We start from the raw sequence: 24,660 nt of genomic DNA, 5'->3' as shown, positions 1-24,660 counted from the left end.
ATGAACAGACGTAATTTTATCAAATACACCGCATTTGCAGGAGCAGCATCTTTAATTTTACCTAGCTATATAGGAGCTACCACAAGTAGTGTGCCTAATTACTTAAGCGATTACAAAGATTTATATGCTAAAGACCCCAGAAAAGCATCTATTAAATGGTTTGAAGAGGCTCGTTACGGAATGTTTATTCATTATGGGTTATATTCTATTTTAGGTAGACATGAATGGGTACAATATAACGAGAAAATTCATGTAGCAGAATATGCAAAACTAAAAGACCAGTTTACTGCAGATAAATTTGATGCTGATTTTATTACAGATTTAGCTTTAGAAGCTGGTATGAAATACATTAACATTACAACAAGACACCATGATAGTTTCTGTCTGTGGGATTCAAAATATACTGATTTTAAAAGCACAAACTCACCAGCAAAAAGAGATTTAATTGCAGAACTTTCTGAACAATGTAATAAAAAAGGAATTGCATTATTTCTTTATTACTCTCACGGTAGAGATTGGCAACATCCACACGCTCCTAATAATGATAAATGGGGAGGTGCTGCAAGACCCAAATTTAAAACACAAGAGCCTTTTTACAAATATGGTAATGAACACGATTTAAACCTTTACGTAGAATTCATGACGAATCAAGTAAATGAACTTTTAGAAATGTATTCTCCAATTGCGGGTATATGGTTAGATGGATTTGCAACACCTGCATCTGGTGATAGAAATGCTTTTAAATGTCAAGAATTATACGATATGATTCATGCTAAACAACCACAAGTTTTAGTTTCTTACAAGCAAGGAATGTTAGGTACTGAAGATTTTTTAGCACCAGAACGAAAATACAAATCCAATGAAAAACCAACAAAACCTTTAGAAATTTGTGATCATTTACAAAAGAAAGGTTGGGGGTACACAAAACTAGAGGATGGCAATCATAAAACTAAAGAAGATGTCATTAATATGTTGAAAAAAGCAAATAGTTACCCTGCTAATTTATTATTAAATACGGGTCCTCTTCCTTCTGGAGAAATGCATCCCGAAGATGTAAAAGTTCTACGAGAAGTTGGTAGAGAAATAAAAACAAGAGGTTGGAAAAATGTTTTACAAAGCTCTTAAAAAATGCACAATATTTTCCATTAATACTCTAATTAACAGTTAACCATGAATTTAGGCAGTAACGCAACATCTTTACCCATAAACAGAAACCTTTGTACCCTTAAAAAAAATAGTTGTTGCGTAATGCGTAATTTTATAAGTATATAAAATAATTTTAAAATTAAATAAATATGAAAAAAACATTACTCTTATTTATTACCTTATTAACTATAACGGTAACCAATGCGCAACTTGTATTAGGAGATACTTTTGAAGGCCCATTATTTAAATACACAGTTTCTACCGCTGAAGAGGCGGGATCTGAAAATACAGTATCAATTACAGGAACTATTGATGGAGCTACAGTACCTGATGCTTTAGTAATACCCGCTACTGTAACTGAAGGAGGAATAGATTATGCGGTTACATTAATTGCAAATCAAGCCTTTAAAGATGCTGCAATTACCTCTTTAGTTATTGAAGGAGAAACTACAATTGGTAACCAATCATTTTGGGGAGCTAAAAGTCTTATCTCTGTAAGTGCTCCTCTTTCATCGATTATTTTCAATCAAGCTTTTAGAAGCTGTGAATCTCTTACGGATGTAAATATTCCTAAAGTAGTTTCTATTGGAGTTCAATCTTTTAGAGCTTGTACATCTTTAAAATCTATAGATATTCCAAGTGCAACAACTCTTGGTGCTGGTGTAGGTCAAGGATTAACATTTTGGCAATCTACTGCTCTTGAGACAGTAAACATGCCAGTTATGGATTCTATTTCTGTTGGTGCTTTTAACGGTTGTTCATCACTTAAATCAATAACTTTTCCTGCTTCTTTAACTAAATTAGATCAGTCTAATTATAATATGTTTAAAGGGTGTACAAGTTTAACAGAAGTAAACATAGAGTACACAACATTTATACCTCTTACAAAAGATGCAGGACATGTAAATGTGTCTATATTTAATGATGTAACAGCAAACGCTACTTTATCAATCCCAGCTTCTGTTGAAGCAGATTATATTGGAGCAGAGGTATGGCAAGATTTTTCTAAAACTGTACTAGGCGTAAATTCTCCTGAAAAAATATCTTTAGGTTCTTACCCTAACCCTGTTGTAGATTATTTACATTTTTCATCTAAGGAGGTGTATTCTGTAGAAATCTATAATATTTTAGGCGCTAGAGTAAGTTCTCAAAAAGTTGTTAATCGTGTAGATATGACTAACCTTAATAAAGGTGTTTATATTGTGAAAGCTAAAAACGATGAAGGTTTAAATATTTCCTCAATTAAAGTTATTAAACAATAATTTTAATATTCTTTTCATAAAAAAGGGAGTAACTTTTATAAAGTTACTCCCTTTTTTTTATTGCTATTAAACCCTAAACAAAACCATCTAATTAACTTAATACTTCTTTTTACAGATACTGTCGGAAATTCATACAGCTGATTCCCTAAAGATTTAAAAGCAACTCCATTTAATTTAGAGACTCCATTTTTACTCCAATTTCTGATATTTAAGTACATAATTATTGCTACCATCACTACCATCTAATGCAATTCCACTAGGGCAATAAAGATATTCTGGTTCATTGTTCGCATCCATTAACAATTGTGGTCTTTCAAACTTTACTTTATTTCCATAACGTGCATTTGTTCCTTCTGGTATTTTGCCATTTAAGTAAAAATCTTGCGCATTGTGAAAGCCCGATAAGGGTTCTGCATTAAATTGTACCCCATCATCAGATACCCAAAGTAAACCTCCTCCTTTTTCTAAAATACCATGGTTATCTGTAGTTAACAAGCAAACTTTATCTTTCCATATAAAAGCATACCCATCTTCTATTCTAACCTCATTGGTTGTAATTGGATTTGGCTGAATAACATAGGGGCCTTCTAACTTTTCTGAAATAGCAACTCCCATACTTACTTTTGCGCCTTTTCCTTTAGGTCCCGCCATCGCTTTAAAATACAAATAATATTTTCCGTTAGGATGTTTTATAAGCCCAGGATTATTAACTCCTAAACCACTATCATGACACCAAATAGAGGCATCGTTTGGCGGACTTAACAAAGGGGTATCCTTGTTTGGCATTTCTAACCAAGGACCGTTAAGACTCTCACTTACCAACATGCCTATTCTTTGACTCGGACCATGGATTTCTCCACCATCATTCGCTATAAATATCAACACATACTTGTCATCAATCTTTTTAATACTTGGGTTATGAAAACCTGCAGCATTCCATGTACCATCTCTTTTTCCTTGTGCTACAACTTCAACAAATTTAAAAGGCCCTTCTGGACTTATAGAAACATAATGTGCAACCTCACTGTTATAACGCCATGCTTTTTTAAATGGTGTTTCTGATGACCATCTTGCAGAAAACAGATGTACATTTCCTTGTTCATCTCTTATTGGTGAGCTTCCCCAAACATCATAACCGGGTTCATTTACAGATTCTCCAATTAGTTTCCAATGATCTGACATTGCTGTAGGAACTTCTATTTGTTTTTGAGAAACTTCATTTTTCTTAGTTTCCGGGTTCTTGCTTTTTTTGTTTTGACAAGAAGCAACAAATATTGAAAGTATTAAAGTGGTTACTATTATTTTTTTCATTAGTGATTTAATTAAAAAAGGTTAGATTATTTAGTTCAAAGTAAAATAGTATTTTTTTATTCTTTTATCTTAAATGAAACATGTGTAAATGAACCTGTTGTTATATCTATAAGAAATTGATTTTCTTCTACAGGCTCTATAACAAAAGATTCCCCTAAAGGTTGATCATCATCATCCCATTGTGTTACATTTATATCTCCATCAATTTTAAAACCATCTAAAATCCCTACAGGATATTCTTCGTAAAAAGGTGGTATAAAAGTTTTACATGGACTCACAGTGTTAATAAAAAACACATTTACTTCATTACCTCTTATATAGGCTCTACTATGAAGTTTCTCCCTACTTAATACTTCTTCTCCATCATGATCTAACATCCTTATAGGTTGTGAACCAATCAAAGCTTCAGTATATGCTCTGGTAATATAATGTCTTGGTGCATTCCCACCAGACAAAGGGTAATCCCACCAGCTTACTAAATCTAATCCAAGATCAGTCCAATCAAACATACATCCAATAGCAAGTTCAGAAGTCCAAATTTCTCTATCTTTTTCATAAACATTACTACATCTAAGGGCATCCCAATGCGCTTCTGTAGCCCAAGCTTCACGATGTTTATCACTTTGAGCTAGTTCATACTCGAATTTTAGATTTGGATGATTCGTTTCATTATGATGATTCATATAATAATGATTACCAAATACGTCAAATCTATCTTGTCCATTAATATCATATAAATCATTAAAAGATCCAGATTCACCTAATGGTTTATAGAATTCTGGAGCAACAATTTGTGGCACTACATAACCAAGTCTTGCAGTTCTTGCTCTTAGAGTGTCTACAGCTATGGTAAAATCTGTAACATCCATTCTAGCAGCTTCTTTATCAAAAGCAACATAGTTTACTTCGTGTCCATGTTTATCCATAAACTCAATATAATCAACAATTAATTGTGCATATTTTACAGGATTAGGCACCGTTGGTGCTTCTGTTGTTACCCAATCAGGAAAATACTCAGCTTTATCTGATGTTAACACTTTTAAACCTAAAAAAATCATAAAAGGTTCAGTACCAGAATAAGATGCTTTAGCATTCTCTATAGATTTTAAAAGAGTTGCATAAACACTTTCTACTACCTCTCCTTCTGCAGGATGTCCTCCAAAGGCATCACCACAATATAATGGAACTCTAAGACCATTCATTTTGGCTTGACCACTACCTTCTCCAAAAGCTTTCTCTGCATTACTGATATTACTTAAAGCTCCAGCATTATGATTCAAGTCATACATATGATATTTTGTAACCCTTCCAAATTTTTCAAGTGGGGCTATGGTTGCTTTATTTACATATGTTATCTCTTCAAAATCAACAATTTCTACCGTGTATTCTTCGTAGCTATCCCCAGAATGAAGTCTAAATTTTTCTATCAATTCCCATTCACCAATTCTTGTTTCTGGTCTTGGGGTAATAATAGAAACGTCTTCTGAATAGTTATAGGAAACCGATGTAATTTCTAAAGGATCTGCAATGTTTGGTAATGCTATATGCTTGTTCATTACATCAATAACTCCAATAGATTTTTTTCCTGAAGAAAGCGTAGCTTCAAATTGAGTAAATTTTAGCTCAACATTGGTTATTACCTCATTGTCTGAATCTGTTTTACTGCAACTTACAAAGAGTAAAATGGAAAAAATGAACAAAGAAAAGTTTTTCATGCTTAGTGTGTTTAGTTTTTAATGGTTGATGATTATTTTATGCAATTTATCTAAAACACTAACAACAAATGGGGTAGCATTGTAGCAACAATGGCGTTAAAATGTTACAATTCATCTTACTTTAAATAAAAACAGCTGATTAAACATTAATATGTTCAATCAGCTTTTTTTATAATCTAAAAGAGAAAAATACGTTTATTCGATTTAATCAACAACCTCACTAGCTATGCTTCCGAAACATGTTTTTTCATTTCGAGGCAAGCCTCGGGGAATTAAACCCTTCGCTATAGTCCTGCGATTAATAATCAAATGTTAAGACTTCTCCTTTTTTAGTTGCAATCTCTTTTACATCATCATTGTAACGGAGTTTTAGTGTGTTCCCTAATTTAGAAGTAACCACTAAGGTTTTTAATTTCCCTAACTCCCAAGTCATATCAATTTCAAAACCTTTTTTAGCTACAATTCCTTTAATACTTCCAGATGTCCAAGCAGTAGGTAATGCTGGTAATACATGTACTTCTCCATTATGACTTTGCATCAACATTTCTGTAATTCCAGAAACTACTCCAAAATTTCCATCAATCTGAAAAGGAGGATGTACGTCTAAAAGATTTGGTAACGTAGATTTTCTTTGCAAAGCTAAAATATTTTCATACGCTTTGTTACCTTCTAATAAACGTGCATAAAAATTAATAATCCAAGCACGACTCCAACCTGTATGTCCACCACCTTTAGCCAATCTTCCTTCAATTGTTTTTTTAGCAGCTTCAAATAATTCTGGAGTTTTAGATTTTGAAATTTGATTGGATGGATGCAAGGCATATAAATGAGAAATATGTCTGTGTCCTGGTTGCGCTTCTTTAAGTTCCCCTACCCACTCTAACAATCTACCATCTTTTCCAATTTCAAGTGGCGGCATTTGTTTTATTTTACTTTTAAGAATATCGCTAAAATCTTTATCAATGTTTAAAATTTCTGCAGCGGCAATACAGTTTCTAAACAATTCAAAAATAATTTCACGATCCATAGCAGGCCCCATATTTAAAGTTGCTTTTTCACCATCTTTGGTTAAAAAATTATTTTCTGGAGATATAGACGGTCCCGTAACTAAAAGTCCGGTTTTAGGATCTGGAACCATAAAATCAACAAAAAACAAAGCAGCTTCCCTCATAATTGGATATGCCTGATTTCTAAGATATTCTTTATCCTCAGTATATTCATAATGTGTAAATAAATGTTGTGCACACCAGCCCGCACCCATTGGCCACATACCATATCTAGCCTTTCCATTAGCAGCTGTAGATTGCCAAATATTACTAGTATGATGCGCTACAAAACCTCTTGCATTGTAGGTGTTTTTAGCAGTAATACGTCCCATTTCTCGTAAACCACCAATATATTCCAGAAATGGTTCATGACATTCTGCAAGGTTTGCCATTTCTGACATCCAATAATTCATTTGAATATTGATGTTAATATGATAATCAGAATTCCAAGGTGGTGTAAATCCATTTGCCCAAATTCCTTGTAAGTTAGCAGGCAAAGTACCGGGTCTAGAACTACTAATTAATAAATAGCGTCCAAATTGATATTGCAATTGCGTAAGATAATTATCGGTAGCTCCTTTTTTCACTTTTTGCAAACGTACATCTGTAGGAAAATCATCTCCTTTACTATCTGATAATTTAAAAGAAAGTCTGTTAAATAACGACTGATAATCAGCAATATGCCTATCTAACAACTCATTATAAGATGTTTTTACAATTTTATTAATTGCCTTATGATTTTCTTGTTCAGGATCTAATCCGCGAAAATTACTAGCAGCAACCACTTTAATTTGCACCTCATCTGCATCGGTAATTACTAATTTTCCATCTTTTACTGTTGCTATTCCTCCTTTAGTTTCAAAATGAACTAAGGCATGAAATTTTACTCCATGACCATTCCCTACATGTTCTGAAAACGCAATACTATTTTCTGATACAGTAATTTTAGTTTGCTTATTACGTTTTACCCAAGAAGAAATATTTATTTTTCCTTTTTGATCTGCCGTAAATTTATAGACCATTGCTTTATCAGGAAAACTAGAAAAATAGGTTCTGGTATACTGAACATCATCGCTTTTAAAATTGGTTGTAACAATCGATTTATTAATGTCTAACGCTCGTTTATAATTGCTAATAGAATCTAAATTTGGAGTCTCTATAAATAAATTAGCTAACATTTGGTAAGTATCTGTCCCAGCAGGCAAACGGTCTGCTAAAATTTTATCTTGCACCATTGCCTCTGCTTCCATATATTTCTCATCGAATAGCAGTTTTTGTATGGCAGCAATATGTTTACCAGCATCTTTTTTATCTCTATTGTAATCTTTTCCTCCTGTCCAAATAGTTTCTTCATTCAAACAAATGATTTCTTTTTTAGGTGTACCATAAATCATGGCTCCTAAATTTCCATTTCCAATAGGAAGTCCTTCATTCCATTTATTGGTTGGTTGATTGAACCAAATATTTAATGATTTTTCAGATAATTGTTGATCTGTTTGCAAGCAACTAATTAAGGAAGAGAGTACAAATATTGTACAAAGAATCTTAGAGATCCATTTAACTTTAGTTTTTATCATGATATCTTAATTTTGTAATCATTTCTAGTATTTTATGAAATAAAAAAGGTTGGTTTTAAAACCCATTTACATCCACTTTTTTGGTGCCTTTAAAAACTTTATCCACATCCGCTTCAATAACATTCGGATGAAATTGATTGCTATCCGTTAGAATCTTAAACGACCAAGCATAGTTGCTTTTACCCAAATTTTTAGGAGGCGTTATTTTTACTCCTTCATTAGTCATTTCCCATAAAACGGCATCATCAGAACCTAAAAGCGCTACAGATTTAATATTCGATTTAGTCCAACCTTTTGTTCCTTTAATTACAAACGATTTTACAGGTTTTTCTAATGCGATGGAAAATAATGAATTTCCTTTTGTAGTAAATGCTATATGACCTTCTTTCTGATCACTTTCTTTCCAATATCTTGTACCATAAATAGCGTCACCATTTATTTTTAACCAATTCCCCATTTCACGTAATCGTGTCATTTGTTCATCAGGAATGGTTCCATCTGCTTTTGGACCAATATTCACTAAAAAATTACCGTTGCGAGACACCACTTCCACCATTTCTTTAATGATGTTTTTCATGCTCTTATATTTGTCGTTCTCTAAATAGCCAAAAGAAGTACCAAAAGTAGTACAGCTTTGAAATTTAGGACCGATAACTTTCAATTTTAAATTGTCTTTTTCTAAACAACCAACACCATCAGGCCAATTTCTATTTGCTCCTTTATTATTTACATACACAGCCTGATTTCTATCCAATCCGTTGTTCATAAAATCTGTAATCATGCTTCTACATTGATCATGAAAATATTGAATTTCTGGTTTAAATCCCGTTTTAGGGTTGTTACCATCACGTGTAAAAATAGGAACGTCATCTATCCATAAAAAATCTGGATGGTATTTATCTTGAATTTCTTTCCAACGTGCAACATAATCATCTACAAACTCTTTACTATAATCAAAAGGTCCATACAAAGACGCCGCTTCTGGCATACGCTTTATTTCTTCTGCAATATCTGGTCTAGGTTCACTATGCACTACATATTTTTCTTTCGCAAAAAAACCAGTATGTCGCTCTCTATGATAAGAAGGTGCATACTTTAAGCCCTGTTTACGAACTGCTTTTCCTAAATCTCCAACAAGATCTCTTTTTGGCCCCATGTTTACCGAATTCCAAGGGTTTATTTTTGAATCCCAATTAGAAAATCCATCATGATGTTCTGCGGTAAGCACTACATATTTAATTCCAACTTCTGCAAAAAGAGATGCCCATTCATCTGGGTTCCATTTTTCTGCTTTAAATTCAGGAATAATATCTTTATAGCCAAAATCTGGTGGAGCAGCTCCCCATCGTTTTTCTAAATAAGGGTAATAATGCTCTTTTTGTTCGTAAATATGCTTTGGCACATGCTCTGCATAGCCACGTCCTTCTTTTTTATAACCAATGGCACTATAAGGTCCCCAATGTATAAATAGTCCTATTTTATCATCATTAAACCAATTAGGAACTGGCATTTTTTGCAATGCCTCCCAACTACCATCATAATGCGTTTTTGTTTCAGAAACGTTTGTTTTAGATTCTTGTTTAATCTTACAAGATGACATGGTTATAAAAAAAACTAAGACTAAGAAATTATAAAATATATGCTTCTTCATTTACTTGAAATTATAAATTTAATGCTTACTATTTTCAGAACTTGGTATCTTCGCTAATGGCATTGGTGGCACATCATTCATAAAATTATCAAATGCTGTTTTAATATCTACAGGGTCATTCATACGTTTTTGCAACCTTCTATATTCCTTAAATAATTTCTTTAACACCTTTTTATACTTCTCTTTTTTCTCTGCTAAATCATACTTTTCTAAAGGATCTTTTTTCATATCATACAACCTCACTTTATTTGCCATCGGATACACAATCATTTTATATTCTTCTGTTCTGTACATTCTTTGTGTACCAAAATAAGCACCATAAACAACTGGATAAGTACTCTTATTTACCTTGCCTGTTGCCAAAGGTAATAAGCTATTAAAATCGATTTGTTTCTGTTTTTTAAGTCCTGCAAGCTCTAAGGTTGTTGGCATAACATCTTGTAAATAAACAAATGCATCTACTTTTTTTCCTTTTTCAAGATTAGGTCCAGCAATAATCATAGGTACTCGCATGCTACTTTCGTACATGTTTTGTTTCCCCATAAAACCATGATCTCCTACCGCTAATCCATGATCTGCTGTAAAAATAATATAGGTATTTTCTGCTTCACCTGATGTTTCTAATGCTGCTAGAATACGACCAATTTGCGCATCCATATACGTAATTGAAGCGTAATATTCTTGTCTATTTACTTTTACTGAATATGCTGTTCTAGGAAAAGGAGCTAGTTTTTCATCTCGTAAAGTACGACCTGCACCCGCATATTCATTATATGGATATTCAGGAATAAAGTTTTCAGGTACTTTTATTTCATTTGCAGGGTACATGTCTACAAACTCTTTGGGAGCTTGCCTTGGATCGTGAGGCGCATTAAATGCTAAATACATAAAAAATGGATTTTCGCGAGATTTAGCTTGCTCTAAAAAAGCAATTCCATCATCTGCCAATACTGCACTCCAGTGTTTTCCACCTTTCCAGAAACCGCCTAGTTCTGTATCATAAGGAGACCAAGTATCTGGCTTATCTTCTTCAAAAGTACGTGCGTACCTTTTTTTTGTTTGTCTTGCCATTCCTCCTCTAACATTTTTTGTGTAATCAAAAATAGTTTTTGGTTTTACCTCATTTACATGCCATTTACCAGCCATATACGTATCATAACCGGCTTCTTTTAAATATTGTGACCAATATTTTTCTGGTTTTTTAAATGGAATATCATATTTTATGCTAGAATTAGGTGTATTAGCATCTGGGTTTTTAACAGCATTTCCACGTTTAGAATAAGAAGCTGCTTTCCAAAGAGAGGCTCCTGTATTAAGCATCGTTCTACTTGCAACACATACAGCAGGCGCAAAAGACCCTTGATTATAGGTTCTAGAAAACGCCACACCATTGTCCATCAGTTTGTCTAAATTGGGTGTTTTTACAGGACAGTTTTCTAAAGCACCAATACTATTAAACATTTGATCATCTGCAAAAATAAAAAGTATATTAGGCTTCTTTTTTTGTTGGGCTTGTAAAGTAATTGACGCAAACACTAAGAATAAAATTCCTACAAATGAATATTTTTTTACCATCATATGATTTTTACTCAAAAGTAGCTAAAAGTAATGATGACTTAGAAGTACAGCCGTATCATACTTAGTATAAAAATGTTGCATTTAGCAAAAAACGAATGATAAACGTTCTTTATCAACATGAACCAACGATTCATTTGCTATCAAAGAAATACTTCAAAATAAAATTTGAAGAACCTGCTTTTTCAACACTATTTTCTGATCAAACTTAATTACTTTTATCAAGAGGAATAAAAATAGTATAAGAATCATCTCCCTTTTTTATAGCAAGACACAAAACTGCTGGTTGCTTATTTTCTACATAAACAAACGGACGCTCCATACGATTGGGAATTAGAAAACCTCCTTCTTCTAATGCTATTTTTTTACGGCTGATTTCATAATTCTTAGCTTTTTCCCAATGCAAACCATCTTTAGAAGTCATTAATCCAATATAAGAATGGGCATGAAAAACAGCATAAAAGGCAGCTTGTTGTTCATCATACCACATAGACACATCTTCGGTATCTAAATTGCCAATTACAGGGTTGGGTTGAATTTTAAAAGGCCCCGTTGGTGATGTAGAAACAGCAATTGCTTGATTTCTGATAAACTTTTTCTCATTGGGTTTATCTCCTTTTACAATTAAGTAATACTTCCCGTCTTTCCCTTGATCAATTGCAGGATTCACAGTGATGTTAGCGATGGATCCAGATGGTTCTATTATGGGTGTTTCCATTCTTTTCCAAGGGCCATTAATAGAATTTGAAACCGCCACACCTGTTCTTTGATTTTTACGTAACGTTCCTCTATCTGCGTCTTTTAATGATTTTGTACTTAACGCAACTAAATCATCATTTGTAAAATTCTTACTGCCTAAATTGGTAGCGATATAATAGAGATAATATTTGCCTTCAAAATATTTAATTTTAGGATTGTGCGCCGTAATTTCATCCCAATTCCCTTGGCCACTTCCTTTTAAAACGGTTTCCTTGTATTTCCATGGTCCTGTTGCTGCATTTGATTCTGCATGTGCTATTTCCGAAAATGTTAGCCATCCATTAAAAGTATAGGCTCTTTTCCATCGGGAATAAAACAAATGATAGGTACCTCCTTCATCTTTTATAATAGAACCTCCCCAATTGTAATACAAAGAATCACGAAAAATTCCATCTTTTTGCAAAGGCTTCATCATTTTATGGATGTCTAGACTGATCTCTTTTTCTTTTGACAGAGCAGTGATAGAACAACCTAACAATACAGTTAATAAAAGTTTTACAAGGAATTTATTCATATTTTTATGTTTATGCGACTTATTTAGATCTTTTATGCTGACTAAAAACCCAATCAATCAATGCAGGATTTTTCCATGCCAATTCGTACGAATTATGACCAACATCTTTGTAAATAGTGAAACGAGCTTTGTGTTTTTTAAAACGAGTTAAAGATTCAATCATCTCTGTAGAACCTGCAAGTGGCACTGTAGGGTCTTTATCACCATGAAAAGCCCAAATAGGAATTCTCTTTATTTTTTTTGCCATCAATGGATCTCCTGCTCCACAAATAGGAACAGCAGCTGCAATTATTTTAGGATATCGCATCGTAAAATTCCATGTTCCGTAACCTCCCATAGACATGCCCATCACATACACACGATTTTTATCTACAGCATATTCTTGCACTACTTTGTCAAAAATTTCTTTTGAAAGTTGCATAGGATCACTCTCTGGAATGTCTTTAAATCGATAAGAACCCTCTTTCCAAGGTACATTTACCCATTGTTGTTTTTTAGGGCATTGTGGCATTAAAATAATACTTGGATGTTCTTTTTGCACCTCGGCATCCATCCAACCTGCTACCCAAGGTCGTAATTGTTTTAAATTGTCGTTTCCTCTAGAACCTGCGCCGTGAAAAACTAGAACTATGGGATATTTTTTCTTAGGATTGTAATTGTCTGGTAAAAACAATCGATAAGGCATTTTTACTCCATTTTTATCCGTATAAATATAAGCGCTTGTGTTTTGCTCATAAAATGATTTGTCTTGTTCTTTAAGATAATCAGTAGAAAAACTATTATCTAAATAGAGTGTTTGAGAAAAGACACTTTGAGTAATTAAACATAAAAATAATATGGTTATTTTTTTCATAAACTACTTCATTTCAAAACGAACTAAATAGGTTAATCCTTTCTTTTGAATCATTGAAATTCCCCAACCAGGAACTTCAGTTGCCAAATTTCCATTTTCTAAATGCGGGCGATACAAACCTGGTGCCATCGGTATCTTTTTTAAACCATCTTGTAAAACCGAAAAGTGTTCTCCATCTTTAGAAAAATACAACGTTTTACTAAGTGATGCTAATGAAACAATACCGCCATTTTTGTTCCAAATTAAGACTTCGTGACTTTTGTCTAACAAATAGCCCTCATGCTTTTTAAAAGGTCCTTCAGGTTGGTCAGCATACGCAGCATTCATTTTTGTTCTTTTCGGCCCTTGTTTACCATCAATAATAGATCTTCCTTTATAAAATAAACAAACTTTACCGTCTCTAACCAACAAACTAGCATCATCAATTCTAAAACTGTCAAAATCTGAGGCAACATTACTAATTTCTAAAACCGGATTGTTTTCTACTCTAACAAAAGGACCGTCTGGACTGTCTGAAACGGCAAGACCAATTGCAGTAATATCGGTTGTACCATTTCCTTCAAACTCCTTATTTTTATTTCCAGGTGTTGGTTTTACACCTGTATAATACAAGTAATATTTTCCTTTATAAGCTAAAATATTAGGTGTAAAAACAGAATGACTATCAAATTTACCTTCTTTACCAAGATCAAGTGCCATTCCTTGTTCTTGCCAAGTATGTCCTTCATCTTGTGAGGTTGCATACCAAATGGTTGCCCAATAACCCGGAGTAATTGGACTATCCATACGACTATACCAAATATAATAGGTATTCCCAACTTTAATAATATCACTATTATCTCTTCTATTATACACAGTATCTTTACCAATTCCTGTAATATCTTGATATGTAAAATTTACAGCCTCTGTTGCCATTTTTACTTCCTTTTTTATTTTTTTCTCCTTTTTTGTAGTGTTACAAGAAGTGATTAAACTTGCGAATATGATTACAATTGATATTTTTACTTTCCGCATCTAATTTTAATATTAAGGTTGGCTACTAGTACTAGATTATTAAATTCTAATTTTACTGAACAAGTAAGTTATTGGATTTCTTTCGCTATTTTTTTAGCTAAAGTTTCATATCCTTTTTGATTTAAGTGAACACCATCAACAGTGTATTTATAGGCTTTTTTCATTAGTTTATTTACATCTATCAAATTCACATTTTCTGATTCTGCAACTTCTCTGACAATAGGAATTACCCATTCATGCAAGTTTGCAATACGTTGCTTTATTTTTGGATCTCTACTTTTTTCATGCTCGTAAATTGGCAACGGAGTTAACACATAGATCTCCGCTTTTGCATTCTTAGTTTTATAGGCTTTTATCAACTTTCTGTATTGACTTTTAAACTCTTCTTGAGCAGTACCTTTAAATTCCGTTTTTCTATTTGGGTCTAAACACCACTTTACATTGGCATCGTTGGTACCAAACATAATTAAAACAACATCTGGCGTAAATTTTAATGAATTTTTATATTCCTTCTTTTTAAAATACGGATGCGTTGTACCATCAATTAAAGTTGCACCACCTTTTCCGAAGTTTTTTACCTCGTACTTATTGCCTAGTTTTTCTTGTAAAAATTTAGGATATGTAGCTTCTGTATTACTATCTCCAACACAAGCCACTTGTTTAATGTTTTCAGAAAGTGTTGGTTTCCCTTTTAAGAAACATAATTTTTCTAAAAACACGTCTGTTTTATATGTGGTTACATTGTAATATTTATTACCAGATCCTTTTCTAAAAAAATCGCCATTAAAAAAACCATGATCAACATCTTTAATAGCAACCAACTCACATTCATTACCTGCTTCTTTCATCAATCTAGTAAAGCGTTCTGCATTTTCAAAAGGCACTGTTTTATCTTTAGTTCCATGAAAAATCAACATAGGTGGCATGTTTTTTTTCACCTGATGTGTTGGAGAAATTTCTGTTTCTCTACCTGCCACTTTTTTAGCACCATATCCTTTTTCTGTAGTATCTGAAACAGGATTATAAGCAACTACTGCGTTAGGTACTGAACTTACGGATAAATTTTCATCAGCATTTTCCAAGCCATCTATTAAGGCTGTTGTTAATGCCACATGTCCGCCGGCAGAACCTCCACTTGCAACAATTTTATTAGGGTCTATATTTAGTTTTTTCGCATTTTCTCGCACCCAACGAATAGCAGATTTACCATCTTCTACACACTCAAAAGGAGAAGTACCATGCGTATTCTTAATTCTATATTCTGCAGAAATTGCTAAAATGCCTCTTGATGCAAAATATTCACTTTGTTGATAGAATTGTTTTGGATTACCTCCTGTCCATCCTCCACCAAAAAAGAATACAATTGCAGCCGTTGGTTTTTTAGATATTTTAGGTTTAAAAACATGCAGGTATAAACTATCTCCGTTAATCTCTTTGTATAAAACTTTACTATCTGGAGTTATATTTTGCGCTCCAATATTAAAAACTGCGCAAACAAGAATTAAAAATGTTACGATACTTTTTATTGATTTCATTTTATGTGTATAATTTAATGCAATTATGCTATCTAATTAAGAATCTTTAAAATCTATGGTTTAAATACATCTGTTCTAAATGGATACGCTGGTAAATCTGCTTCGTTCACCAAATTTACATTTGGTTTCCCTGTAAAAGCATAACGAACGTAAAGTGGTTTTTCTAATTCTGAAGCTTGCAATACCACTTTTTTGCCTTTTATTTTTGCTGATGCTGTAAACCATTTTCCAGAGACATCTGACAACCAAAACCCTGTTGGAGCTTTGCCATCAGTTGTCTTTAATTTTTTTACATTATTAAAACAAACAACAATGGTATTCTTTTTTATTTTCACCTTTTTTAAGGTTGGCCCCATCGCTTTTACCTTTTTATTTAAAACATTTTTAAGCGCCATTAAAGACAAACGTTTACCAACGGGTAATTTATCTTTAGGATGAATGTTTTTTACATCACCTAAATCAATGGTATTTATTACCGATGTATTGGGTAATTCTAGTGCTTTCATTTGAGATTCTCGCATCCACGCCCAAGAATGTGCATTGGGTGTTTTAGGATCGATGTCCTTACCGGCATCTAACACTTTACCATAACCAGGAAGCATTACTACTTGAAAATTCAATTCATTATTACCCCAACCTTTTCGGTAGCGTTTTATCCATTCTTTAAGTACGTCTCCGTATTTTAAGATTCCTGAATTTCTAGAGAACCAAGGTTCTTTTAACATTCCGTTCATAGATTGGGCATTTCTTTCTCCTTGATACCAAACCAATCCTCTACAAGCATACGGAATTAACGGATGCATCATGGCATTATAAAGAATATTTGATTGTCTACGTAAAAAAATATCCTCGTCTCTTTTCCATGGTTTTGGTCCGTTTAAAATAGCTGTTATTCTATTTTTTGTTTTGATGTCTGCATCAAACTCATCCATCATCACTTTAAAATGAGGTACGGTTTCTGTCATATCTCTAGGCATCCACGCTTCAATGGATGAACTTCCCCAAGATGTTAAAATAATACCCACAGGAACATTGGCTGATTTCTCTAAAAAATAAGCGAATGAAAATGCCACCGCACTATTTGGGTAATTCACCTCCCAAGTACCTTCGCAAGTATCTTGAGGTTCTAGTGCCACTGTATTTTTTACTTTAAAACTTCTTATATTTTTTGCTGATGGAATTAATTTCTTTACTTCTGGAGCAGCATTTACAGAAAATTGCATGTTCGATTGCCCAGAACAAATCCAAACTTCTCCCACCAAAACATCCGATATTTCTATTGTTTTTTCATCCATCGAAGATGATACTAGCATTGTTTTAGGATCGAAACTCCCTTTTAACGCCGCTAATTTTACGCTCCATTTACCATTAGAATCTGCAACAGCTTGTTTTTTAGAATTTGCAAACTGAACAGTAACCGTTGTTCCTGCAGCAGCTTTTCCCCAAACAGGAATTGGCATATCGCGCTGCAAAACCATGTGATCTTTAAAAAGAGAACCTAATTGAAAAGGATTATTATTTGTTGATTTACCTATTGCCTTTGTTTGTGCAAAACTAAAAACCTGACTAAACAAGACTAATAGTATTATAAAGCAGCGAATATTAAAACTAAATTCTATTTTCATTTATCTTTATTCGAAAGTTATCTTAAAAACATGTGAGCTACTACCAAAACCTGGCTTCACTTGAACACCTGTTGCTAAATATAAATAAGCTGGTTTATCATCAATAAAAAGAATTTGAGCACGCTCTAAATGTCCATCTTTTTTTCCTCTATAAGAAACCGCGTCTTTTAAGTATTCTTCACCTACATAATGTTGTAAATCCTCATAAGCACGCACTGTTTTTTCTACCGGAAAAGAATAACCATCTCCAGATTTCCATAACAGACCTCCACCTCTATTTCCTAGAGCACCTCTAAAATCTCTACTCATCATAAATACAGAATCATTCATGGTAAAAGCATAAGCATCTTCTAACGGCATTTTTTCTTCGGTTACTCTTGTTGGGTTCTGCACATAAGGTCCTTCTACATTATCAGCAACGATAACTCCATAAGAATACACATATCCTTTAGGTTGTTTTCTTACCACAGATTTATGATATAAAAGATATTTGCCTTTGTATTTGATTAATGATGGATTAGAAACCCCTAATCTTGCTGTATAATTCCAAACTGTAGAATCTTTAGTTTGACGTAAAATAGTACCATCTGCTTCTCCTCCTTTTGCTGGTTTCCAAGGACCGTTTAAATCGTCTGCAACATACATTACAATACGTTGTGTTTTTAAATCGTTGTTTTCATTCACAATAAAACAAAGCTGATACTGTCCGTCAATATTACTAATTGTTGGGTTGTGTGGCGAATTAAACAAACCATCTTTGTCTGGCACAACCACACCTACATATGTAAAAGGTCCTTCTGGACTATCACTTACATAATGACCAATCTCACAATCTTTATACCATCCATTAAAATTAGGTTGCGTTTTTGTAGACCATTGTGCCGCAAATAGGTGTGTTTTTCCGTCTTTGTCTTGTACAGGAGAAGATCCCCAAACGTGCATACCTTCATTTGATGCTGCATCACCCACATAAGAAATTTTCATTTTTTGAGCTTGACTGTTACATCCAAGAAAAATAAATAGCAATGCGATTAATAGTATTTGTTGTCCTTTCATTTTTACTTTTTTATTGTATTATATTACCAAAATAACGTGTACTTTTTCTATCTTTTTTAACATTGTTTTCTATAAATAATCTTCATCAATATGATGACTAAATTAAATAGATTTTAAAAAACATTTAAAAACATAAAACTACTTATTCTTAACACATTTAGTGGGGTCATTTTGACAATAATCATGGGTAATTTTGTCTATTTTATAAAAAACAGACAACTCTCCAGAATTCCTAAATCTAAGAATGAATTTGAATTTAATTAAAAAACAAAACACAAAAAAAGTACAACACACTAAAAATCAAGCATGTTGAACATTTAAGAAAAGTAAAAAAGGTTACAATAGTATGAACACTTCTATTACTTACTATTTATTTATTTTTAAAACCTTTTTTACTGATAAATAAACCAAGCGGTTGCTTTACAATCTTTACTAGATTTTAATTGTGCCCAATGTGCACTAAATCCATGTGGAAATTTATAGGTCATTTTTTGTCCTGCTTTTATATCGAATGTTTTAAACAAAACAGGTTGGTCTGAATAATGATTTATATGGATAAATAACTCAAATTGTGTATCTACATCAGATTCTAAAACAACTGATTTTTCATCATAACCGGTCATCAAATACATATCTGATAATTGGTTTGCATTTACTTGGGTATTTTTCCAAGGACCACCTTCTCCTACAGGTTTTCCAAAACTCCATAAATCATCAATACCACCAAACCAAAGTGCCACGTTACCATCATCAGATTTATACACATGTTCTGATACTTCTGCATCTAATTTAACACCACTTAAAACCAATAAACCATTCCAAGTATTAAATTCTGTAATTTGTTTATTGTGTGTTGTAACAGGACGCATCATTTTATATAAAGGTTCTTTCCCTACTTTATAAAGCGGTAATTCATAAAATGTACCCGAAATATTTGCCAACTCTCTTTCTGATTCAAGCTCTCTAGTTACACGAGATGTTTTTGCCGAAAATTGATTTGAATACTTTCCATTCCCTTTTGGTAATCTTAATTGATAATTTTCTGCATGTAAAATAACAGATGCCTCATCTTCTGACCAAATCTCTTTTCCGTCTTCATTTACGTCAGAAGTAGCTGCTGATTTTTTATTGAAAAAATCAACTTCTTCTCCAACTTTTTTATTTTTTAACGCGCTTGTAGCTGTACTATCTTTAATCCCTTTTACAAATTTAAAATCATACTTTAAAAACTCATAAGAACTTGTCTTTTTAAAATTGTTATTCTCTATTTCGCCTGCATACACACTTAAATTATAATTGCTTTTATTACTATACAATTTTGTGTGAGATACTTTGCTATTTTCATCGATATCTGCAAGACTTTTAAACAACTCTTTTCCGTCCGTACTATTTTTAAGTTTATGATCTGTAAAATGAAAAGCAGCTGTTAATTTACTAGTTTTATTAGCAACCAATCGTACCCATTCTGCTTTTACATCTTCTTTAAAAATATAATATTGATAGCCTTCTTTTCCTAATGCAATTGTTTGTAATTCTTTCCAATTTCCTGCTCCATTTTCATCAACCTGAATGGTAATGTTCACTGGCGTTTTATCAGCATTCGATACATGTAGTATTCTGTTATCGAAACCAGCTATTAAAAAAGGAAGTGACGGTTTATTTGCAATAACCTCATCATTGATCCAAATTGCACCATAAGCAGATTTAGGTCCCCAATTACCCAATTCTTCACGTTCGCCAATCCAAAGATTAGATTGTGGCTGACCTGCATAAGGGTTTCCTTGTATGCTTGTTTCATCAGTAGCTAAAACAACTTTATTGTTCCAACTTAAAAAATCTGGAATATATCTTAAATGTGAACCCATTGGTTTAATTCCGGCTGTATTTTTATGAGAAAATGTTGAAGGAAAATCAAAAAACATACCATGCATGTCCATCATCATTTTACCATCACCAATTTCTCTAATTCTTGGCCATTCTGTAAACCAACCATGCGAAGGGTCATTGTTATAGGTTGCTTTAGGTAATAAAAAGGTTTTCCATTCATCATTTTCTAGAACCTTTAATCGTATCGATCTTTTATCCCAACCCATTGCCCACAAAGGAGATTGGTCGTTTGGCACAGCGTTGATTCCGTTTTTAGTGGTAACATCTGTAAACTGTCTTCTTTCTATCAATTTAAAATTTTCACCATCAAATTCAGCTAAAATTCCATTATCTTCTTTGCTTTTTTTATTTTCTATCTTTATTTGCCAATGTTTGTTCCCTTCATGCCCATGTTCTCCATTATTTGCCAATACCAATCTATTCTGACTTGTATAAGCTCCTTTTCCATGCCAACCAGGTAAAGGATTATGATACAGCTTATTTACTTTTAACGTATGTACATTTACCTCATACAACATCCCTTCCATATCGTAATAATACACCATATTTTCAGGATCTTTTAAATGCCTTGCAATAGCAGTTAAACGGCCTTTCATATCTTTAATAGGAATCACTCTTACTTCTCCAGAACTACTAATAACATAAGGACCCATCAATAATTGATTAGATTCTTGATGAATCATTCTAGCAGCAGGTGTACCTCCAATACTTCCTTGATACACTTCCATCTTTTTATCTTTATCGATAATATATAGTTTGTGTTCACTTCCTTTTGGTTCATGCGCTGCATAATTAATCATGTACAGTTTTTCATTCCAAACAGCCAATCCTCCAATACCACATTCGTTCCCAAAACTATAAGTTCCGTTTTCTCTTGCATGTGCATAAGTTGTTAAATGCGAATAAACACCACTAATATTTCTTACACCAGAAATAGACGTTATTTCTCCTTTATCTGCTGTAACAGTTGTTTGTAGATTGCTCTTCTTTTCATCCGAAGTTGTACAACTGAAACAAAACAAAACGAGTGCTAATAAATTGATTTTTAACAAGTGGCTTTTCATTGGTTTTTATACTTTAGTTAGCTTTTGTTTTTGCGAGTTAGTTTGTTTTAACAGGTTGTGTCAATTGGTATTTATGATCATATAAATCGAGCTGTTCTCTTCTATAACGAGCACCTTCTAAGTATAAAATTTGAGGAGTAGAAACATCCCAATCACCTAATTCTTTCAGCATAGATGCCACCAAATCCCAATGATCACTAGCAACATTATTTTGTTCAGATGGATCTTTATCTAAATTAAATAACATCGGCAAACGATCTGGTAATCGCACCAATTTCCAATCTCCCTTTCTAATTCCGCCACTTATCGTAAATCTCCACATCATTGTTTCATGTGGTTTTCCTGCTTTCTGATTTAATAAATAAGGCATAATATCTACACCATCTAATTTATCTTTTTCATTTGTTGTACCTCCTGCCAAAGCAACAAAAGTAGGCGTTAAATCTAAAGAAGTAATTGGGTTGTTATAGCTTCCTGCTTTTAATTTCCCTGGATACGAGATGACAAAAGGCACTCGAATTCCTCCTTCTAACAAGATTCCTTTTTGCCCATTAAACGGAGCATTCATAGCGCTGTTTTGATCACACGGACCACCATTATCACTTAAAAAGACAATGACAGTATTTTCATATACTTTTTGAGCTTTTAACTCTTTTACAATTCTACCAACATTTATATCTAAACGATGTACCATTGCAGCATACGTACGTCTTTTCTTATTTTTTATGTCGGCATACAATTTTAAATCTGCTTCCGTTGCTTGCATTGGCGCATGAGGCGCATTAAAGGATGCATATAAAAAGAAAGGATCTTTTTTATGACGTTTGATAAAATCTACACACTCATCTCCTTTATCATCTGTTAAATACGTAATTTCTTGTGGCGTTTTAAAGTTACTCTCAATAGTATTTTTGTAAGGACTTCCATTCGGTTTGTTTGCAAAATAGTTATGTCCTCCTCCTCGATAGCCCCAAAACTCATGAAATCCTCTTTTGGTAGGATGAAAATGATCTGCTTCTCCCAAATGCCATTTTCCAATCAACCCGTTGGTGTATCCTAAAGAAGCCAATCGATCTGCCATTGTTTTTTCACTTAAAGGAACACCAACATAGTTATCGTCAAACTGAGGTAAATTTACAATAGGATTGTTATCAAAACCAAAATTCACTTGGTTTCTCCCGGTCATTAAACCTGCTCTAGAAGGTCCACAAACAGGTGCGGAAACATACCCTTGATTGATTTGAACTCCAGTTTTTGCCAAAGCATCAATATTTGGTGTTTTTATTTGTGTGCTCCCTGTAAACCCTAAATCTCCATAGCCTAAATCATCCGCTAGTATGATGACAAAATTTGGCTTTTGAGTAGTGTTTTGAGAATAAACCATTGCTTGTGCTACAAACAGTGTGATACTGATATATAATAATTTAATTTTCATTCGTTTTTTATTTTTTTGAAGTATGGATATCACTTTTTATTTTCACGGTCCAACCTCTAGCATCTAGAGGCAAAACATTGTTCTCTTTTGCCCAAACATTCCATTTTTGTTCGAGTTCTAAAGCAATTTTTGGATGTTTATCTATTAAGTTATTTTCTTCTGCTCTATCTTCGGATACATTGTATAACTCCCATTTTCCTTCATAAGGAGCTTTTAACGATTTTGTAGAAACCAATTTCCATTCGCCGTCAATAACCGCTCTGTCTGCTTCGTGCTCAAAAAACAACGGACCTCTATTAGAAACCGAGCCTTTAAACGCAGGAACCAAACTTTTACCTTGATATGGTTTTATATTATTTCCATTAAGCGATTTTGGATAACTTGCACCTGCAAGTTCCATTAAAGTTGGCATAAAATCGATGACATGTCCTTGCTGATTTGTAATAGAACCTTGTTTAATTTTCTTAGGCCAGTGCACTATTAATGGCGTACTGATTCCGCCTTCATGGTTAGAACTTTTATACAAGCGGAAAGGAGTATTGCTCATATTTGCCCAATTTTTTCTATAACTTTGGTTAAAATTTTTGTCACCAGGAGTTGTCATACTTTCCGCATCAAAATTCTTTCCTTGCGATTCTTTATTTCCACCATTATCAGATAAGAAAACGATAATGGTATTGTCTAATTCATTTTTCTCTTTTAGTAATTTTATAATGCGTCCAATTCCTTGATCCATTCGGTCTATTTGTGCAGCGTAAACTTCCATTCGCATTTCCCACATGGCTTTTTCTTTTTCTGATAAGCTGTTCCATGCCGGAATATCTTTAGGTCGTTGACTCAATGCCCAATTATTAGACAAACCACTTTCTTTCATCTTTTTAAAACGCTGCTCTCTAAAATAATCCCATCCTTTACTAAATTTTCCTTTGTACTTTTTAATATCATCTTCTAAGGCATGCAAAGGTCTGTGTGGTGCATAATGTGCTACATAAAAAAAGAAGGGAGTATCCTTTTTTGTTTCAAAATGATCTTCTAACATTTCTATTGTAGAATTATTAATTGCCTCAGTTAAGTAAAAATCTTTTGAAGGCGTCAGTCTTTCATTATTTTTAGTTAAAGTTGTTGGTAAATAATATCCTCCTCCACCAGAAAGAACTCCGTAATATTCATCAAACCCTCTTTGAATAGGCCAATTAGAATTATCCAGACCTGGCTCCATATTTTTATTATAAGTTACATGCCATTTTCCTGTCATGTAATTTTTATAGCCTGCTGTTTTTAACGTCTGAGCAAGTGTTACACTATTTTTACTAATGGTCCCTCGATATCCTGGTACGCCAAAATCAGCAGCAGTCATCCAACCTAAACCCGCATTATGCGCATACAAACCGGTTAATAAAGAAGCTCTTGTTGGGCAACATCTTCCTGCGTTATAAAATTGATTAAAAACCATTCCGCCAGATGCTAATTGATCAATATTTGGGGTTTCTATCCCAGACCCCATAAAACCAAGATCTGAAAAGCCCATATCATCGGCCATGATTAAAACGATATTTGGTTTTTCTTCTTTAGTTTTACTTTCTTGCTTCACTGTATTGCAAGAAATCATGCATAAAATAAATGAAAAGCTTAGAT

At 33.3% G+C, this 24,660-nt stretch carries 17 protein-coding genes; 2 read left to right on the top strand and 15 right to left on the bottom strand.

The annotated features are described in order from the left end of the window. Positions 1-1,125, top strand: a complete 1,125-nt coding sequence (locus WHD07_RS16190) for an alpha-L-fucosidase (RefSeq protein WP_343329230.1) — start codon at positions 1-3, stop codon at positions 1,123-1,125. A 170-nt stretch (positions 1,126-1,295) separates the two neighbouring features. Continuing rightward, entirely contained in the window at positions 1,296-2,408 is a 1,113-nt protein-coding gene (locus WHD07_RS16185) for a leucine-rich repeat domain-containing protein (protein ID WP_343329229.1), read from the top strand. Between the two features lie 35 nt (positions 2,409-2,443). Here the strand turns inward: WHD07_RS16185 and WHD07_RS16180 are convergent, their stop codons facing one another. The 15 genes from WHD07_RS16180 to WHD07_RS16110 form a co-directional block, all read right to left on the bottom strand. Continuing rightward, a complete protein-coding gene (locus tag WHD07_RS16180; RefSeq protein ID WP_343329228.1) occupies positions 2,444-2,626 on the bottom strand; it encodes a hypothetical protein in 183 nt (60 codons plus the stop codon). Then, positions 2,598-3,719, bottom strand: a complete 1,122-nt coding sequence (locus tag WHD07_RS16175; RefSeq protein ID WP_343329227.1) for a glycoside hydrolase family protein — start codon at positions 3,717-3,719, stop codon at positions 2,598-2,600. The genes WHD07_RS16180 and WHD07_RS16175 overlap by 29 nt, the downstream gene beginning before the upstream one ends. A 56-nt stretch (positions 3,720-3,775) precedes the next feature. After that, a complete protein-coding gene (locus WHD07_RS16170) occupies positions 3,776-5,434 on the bottom strand; it encodes a hypothetical protein (RefSeq protein WP_343329226.1) in 1,659 nt (552 codons plus the stop codon). 298 nt (positions 5,435-5,732) lie between these two features. Continuing rightward, complete coding sequence (locus WHD07_RS16165; protein WP_343329225.1) at positions 5,733-8,057, bottom strand: glycoside hydrolase family 95 protein; 2,325 nt, start codon at positions 8,055-8,057, stop codon at positions 5,733-5,735. A gap of 55 nt (positions 8,058-8,112) precedes the next feature. Beyond that, positions 8,113-9,708 carry an alpha-L-fucosidase gene (locus WHD07_RS16160; protein ID WP_343329224.1) on the bottom strand — a complete coding sequence of 532 codons (1,596 nt, stop codon included), beginning with the start codon at positions 9,706-9,708 and terminating at the stop codon, positions 8,113-8,115. A gap of 18 nt (positions 9,709-9,726) precedes the next feature. Then, positions 9,727-11,286, bottom strand: coding sequence for a sulfatase-like hydrolase/transferase (locus WHD07_RS16155; RefSeq protein ID WP_343329223.1), 1,560 nt, complete (start codon positions 11,284-11,286; stop codon positions 9,727-9,729). A gap of 205 nt (positions 11,287-11,491) precedes the next feature. Beyond that, on the bottom strand, positions 11,492-12,556 hold the full coding sequence (locus WHD07_RS16150) for a glycoside hydrolase family protein (RefSeq protein ID WP_343329222.1): 1,065 nt from the start codon (positions 12,554-12,556) through the stop codon (positions 11,492-11,494). Positions 12,557-12,575: 19 nt separating this feature from the next. Beyond that, complete coding sequence (locus WHD07_RS16145; protein WP_343329221.1) at positions 12,576-13,409, bottom strand: prolyl oligopeptidase family serine peptidase; 834 nt, start codon at positions 13,407-13,409, stop codon at positions 12,576-12,578. Between the two features lie 3 nt (positions 13,410-13,412). Next, complete coding sequence (locus WHD07_RS16140) at positions 13,413-14,423, bottom strand: family 43 glycosylhydrolase (protein ID WP_343329220.1); 1,011 nt, start codon at positions 14,421-14,423, stop codon at positions 13,413-13,415. 68 nt (positions 14,424-14,491) lie between these two features. Further along, positions 14,492-15,958 (bottom strand): GDSL-type esterase/lipase family protein, encoded by a 1,467-nt coding sequence (locus tag WHD07_RS16135; RefSeq protein ID WP_343329219.1) that lies wholly within the window; start codon positions 15,956-15,958, stop codon positions 14,492-14,494. A gap of 53 nt (positions 15,959-16,011) precedes the next feature. Further along, on the bottom strand, positions 16,012-17,583 hold the full coding sequence (locus tag WHD07_RS16130; RefSeq protein ID WP_343329218.1) for a sialate O-acetylesterase: 1,572 nt from the start codon (positions 17,581-17,583) through the stop codon (positions 16,012-16,014). A 6-nt stretch (positions 17,584-17,589) separates the two neighbouring features. Then, positions 17,590-18,639, bottom strand: coding sequence for a glycoside hydrolase family protein (locus WHD07_RS16125; RefSeq protein WP_343329217.1), 1,050 nt, complete (start codon positions 18,637-18,639; stop codon positions 17,590-17,592). Between the two features lie 392 nt (positions 18,640-19,031). Further along, positions 19,032-21,590, bottom strand: a complete 2,559-nt coding sequence (locus WHD07_RS16120; protein WP_343329216.1) for a hypothetical protein — start codon at positions 21,588-21,590, stop codon at positions 19,032-19,034. A gap of 37 nt (positions 21,591-21,627) precedes the next feature. Further along, complete coding sequence (locus WHD07_RS16115) at positions 21,628-23,025, bottom strand: sulfatase (RefSeq protein ID WP_343329215.1); 1,398 nt, start codon at positions 23,023-23,025, stop codon at positions 21,628-21,630. A 7-nt stretch (positions 23,026-23,032) separates the two neighbouring features. Beyond that, complete coding sequence (locus tag WHD07_RS16110; RefSeq protein WP_343329214.1) at positions 23,033-24,616, bottom strand: arylsulfatase; 1,584 nt, start codon at positions 24,614-24,616, stop codon at positions 23,033-23,035. Between the last annotated feature and the right edge of the window lie 44 nt (positions 24,617-24,660).

It is taken from the genome of Polaribacter staleyi, from assembly GCF_038024045.1.
GTDB lineage: Bacteria > Bacteroidota > Bacteroidia > Flavobacteriales > Flavobacteriaceae > Polaribacter > Polaribacter butkevichii.
The sequence above is the reverse complement of the archived record's forward strand: the minus strand, read 5'-3'. Positions and strand labels throughout refer to the sequence as shown.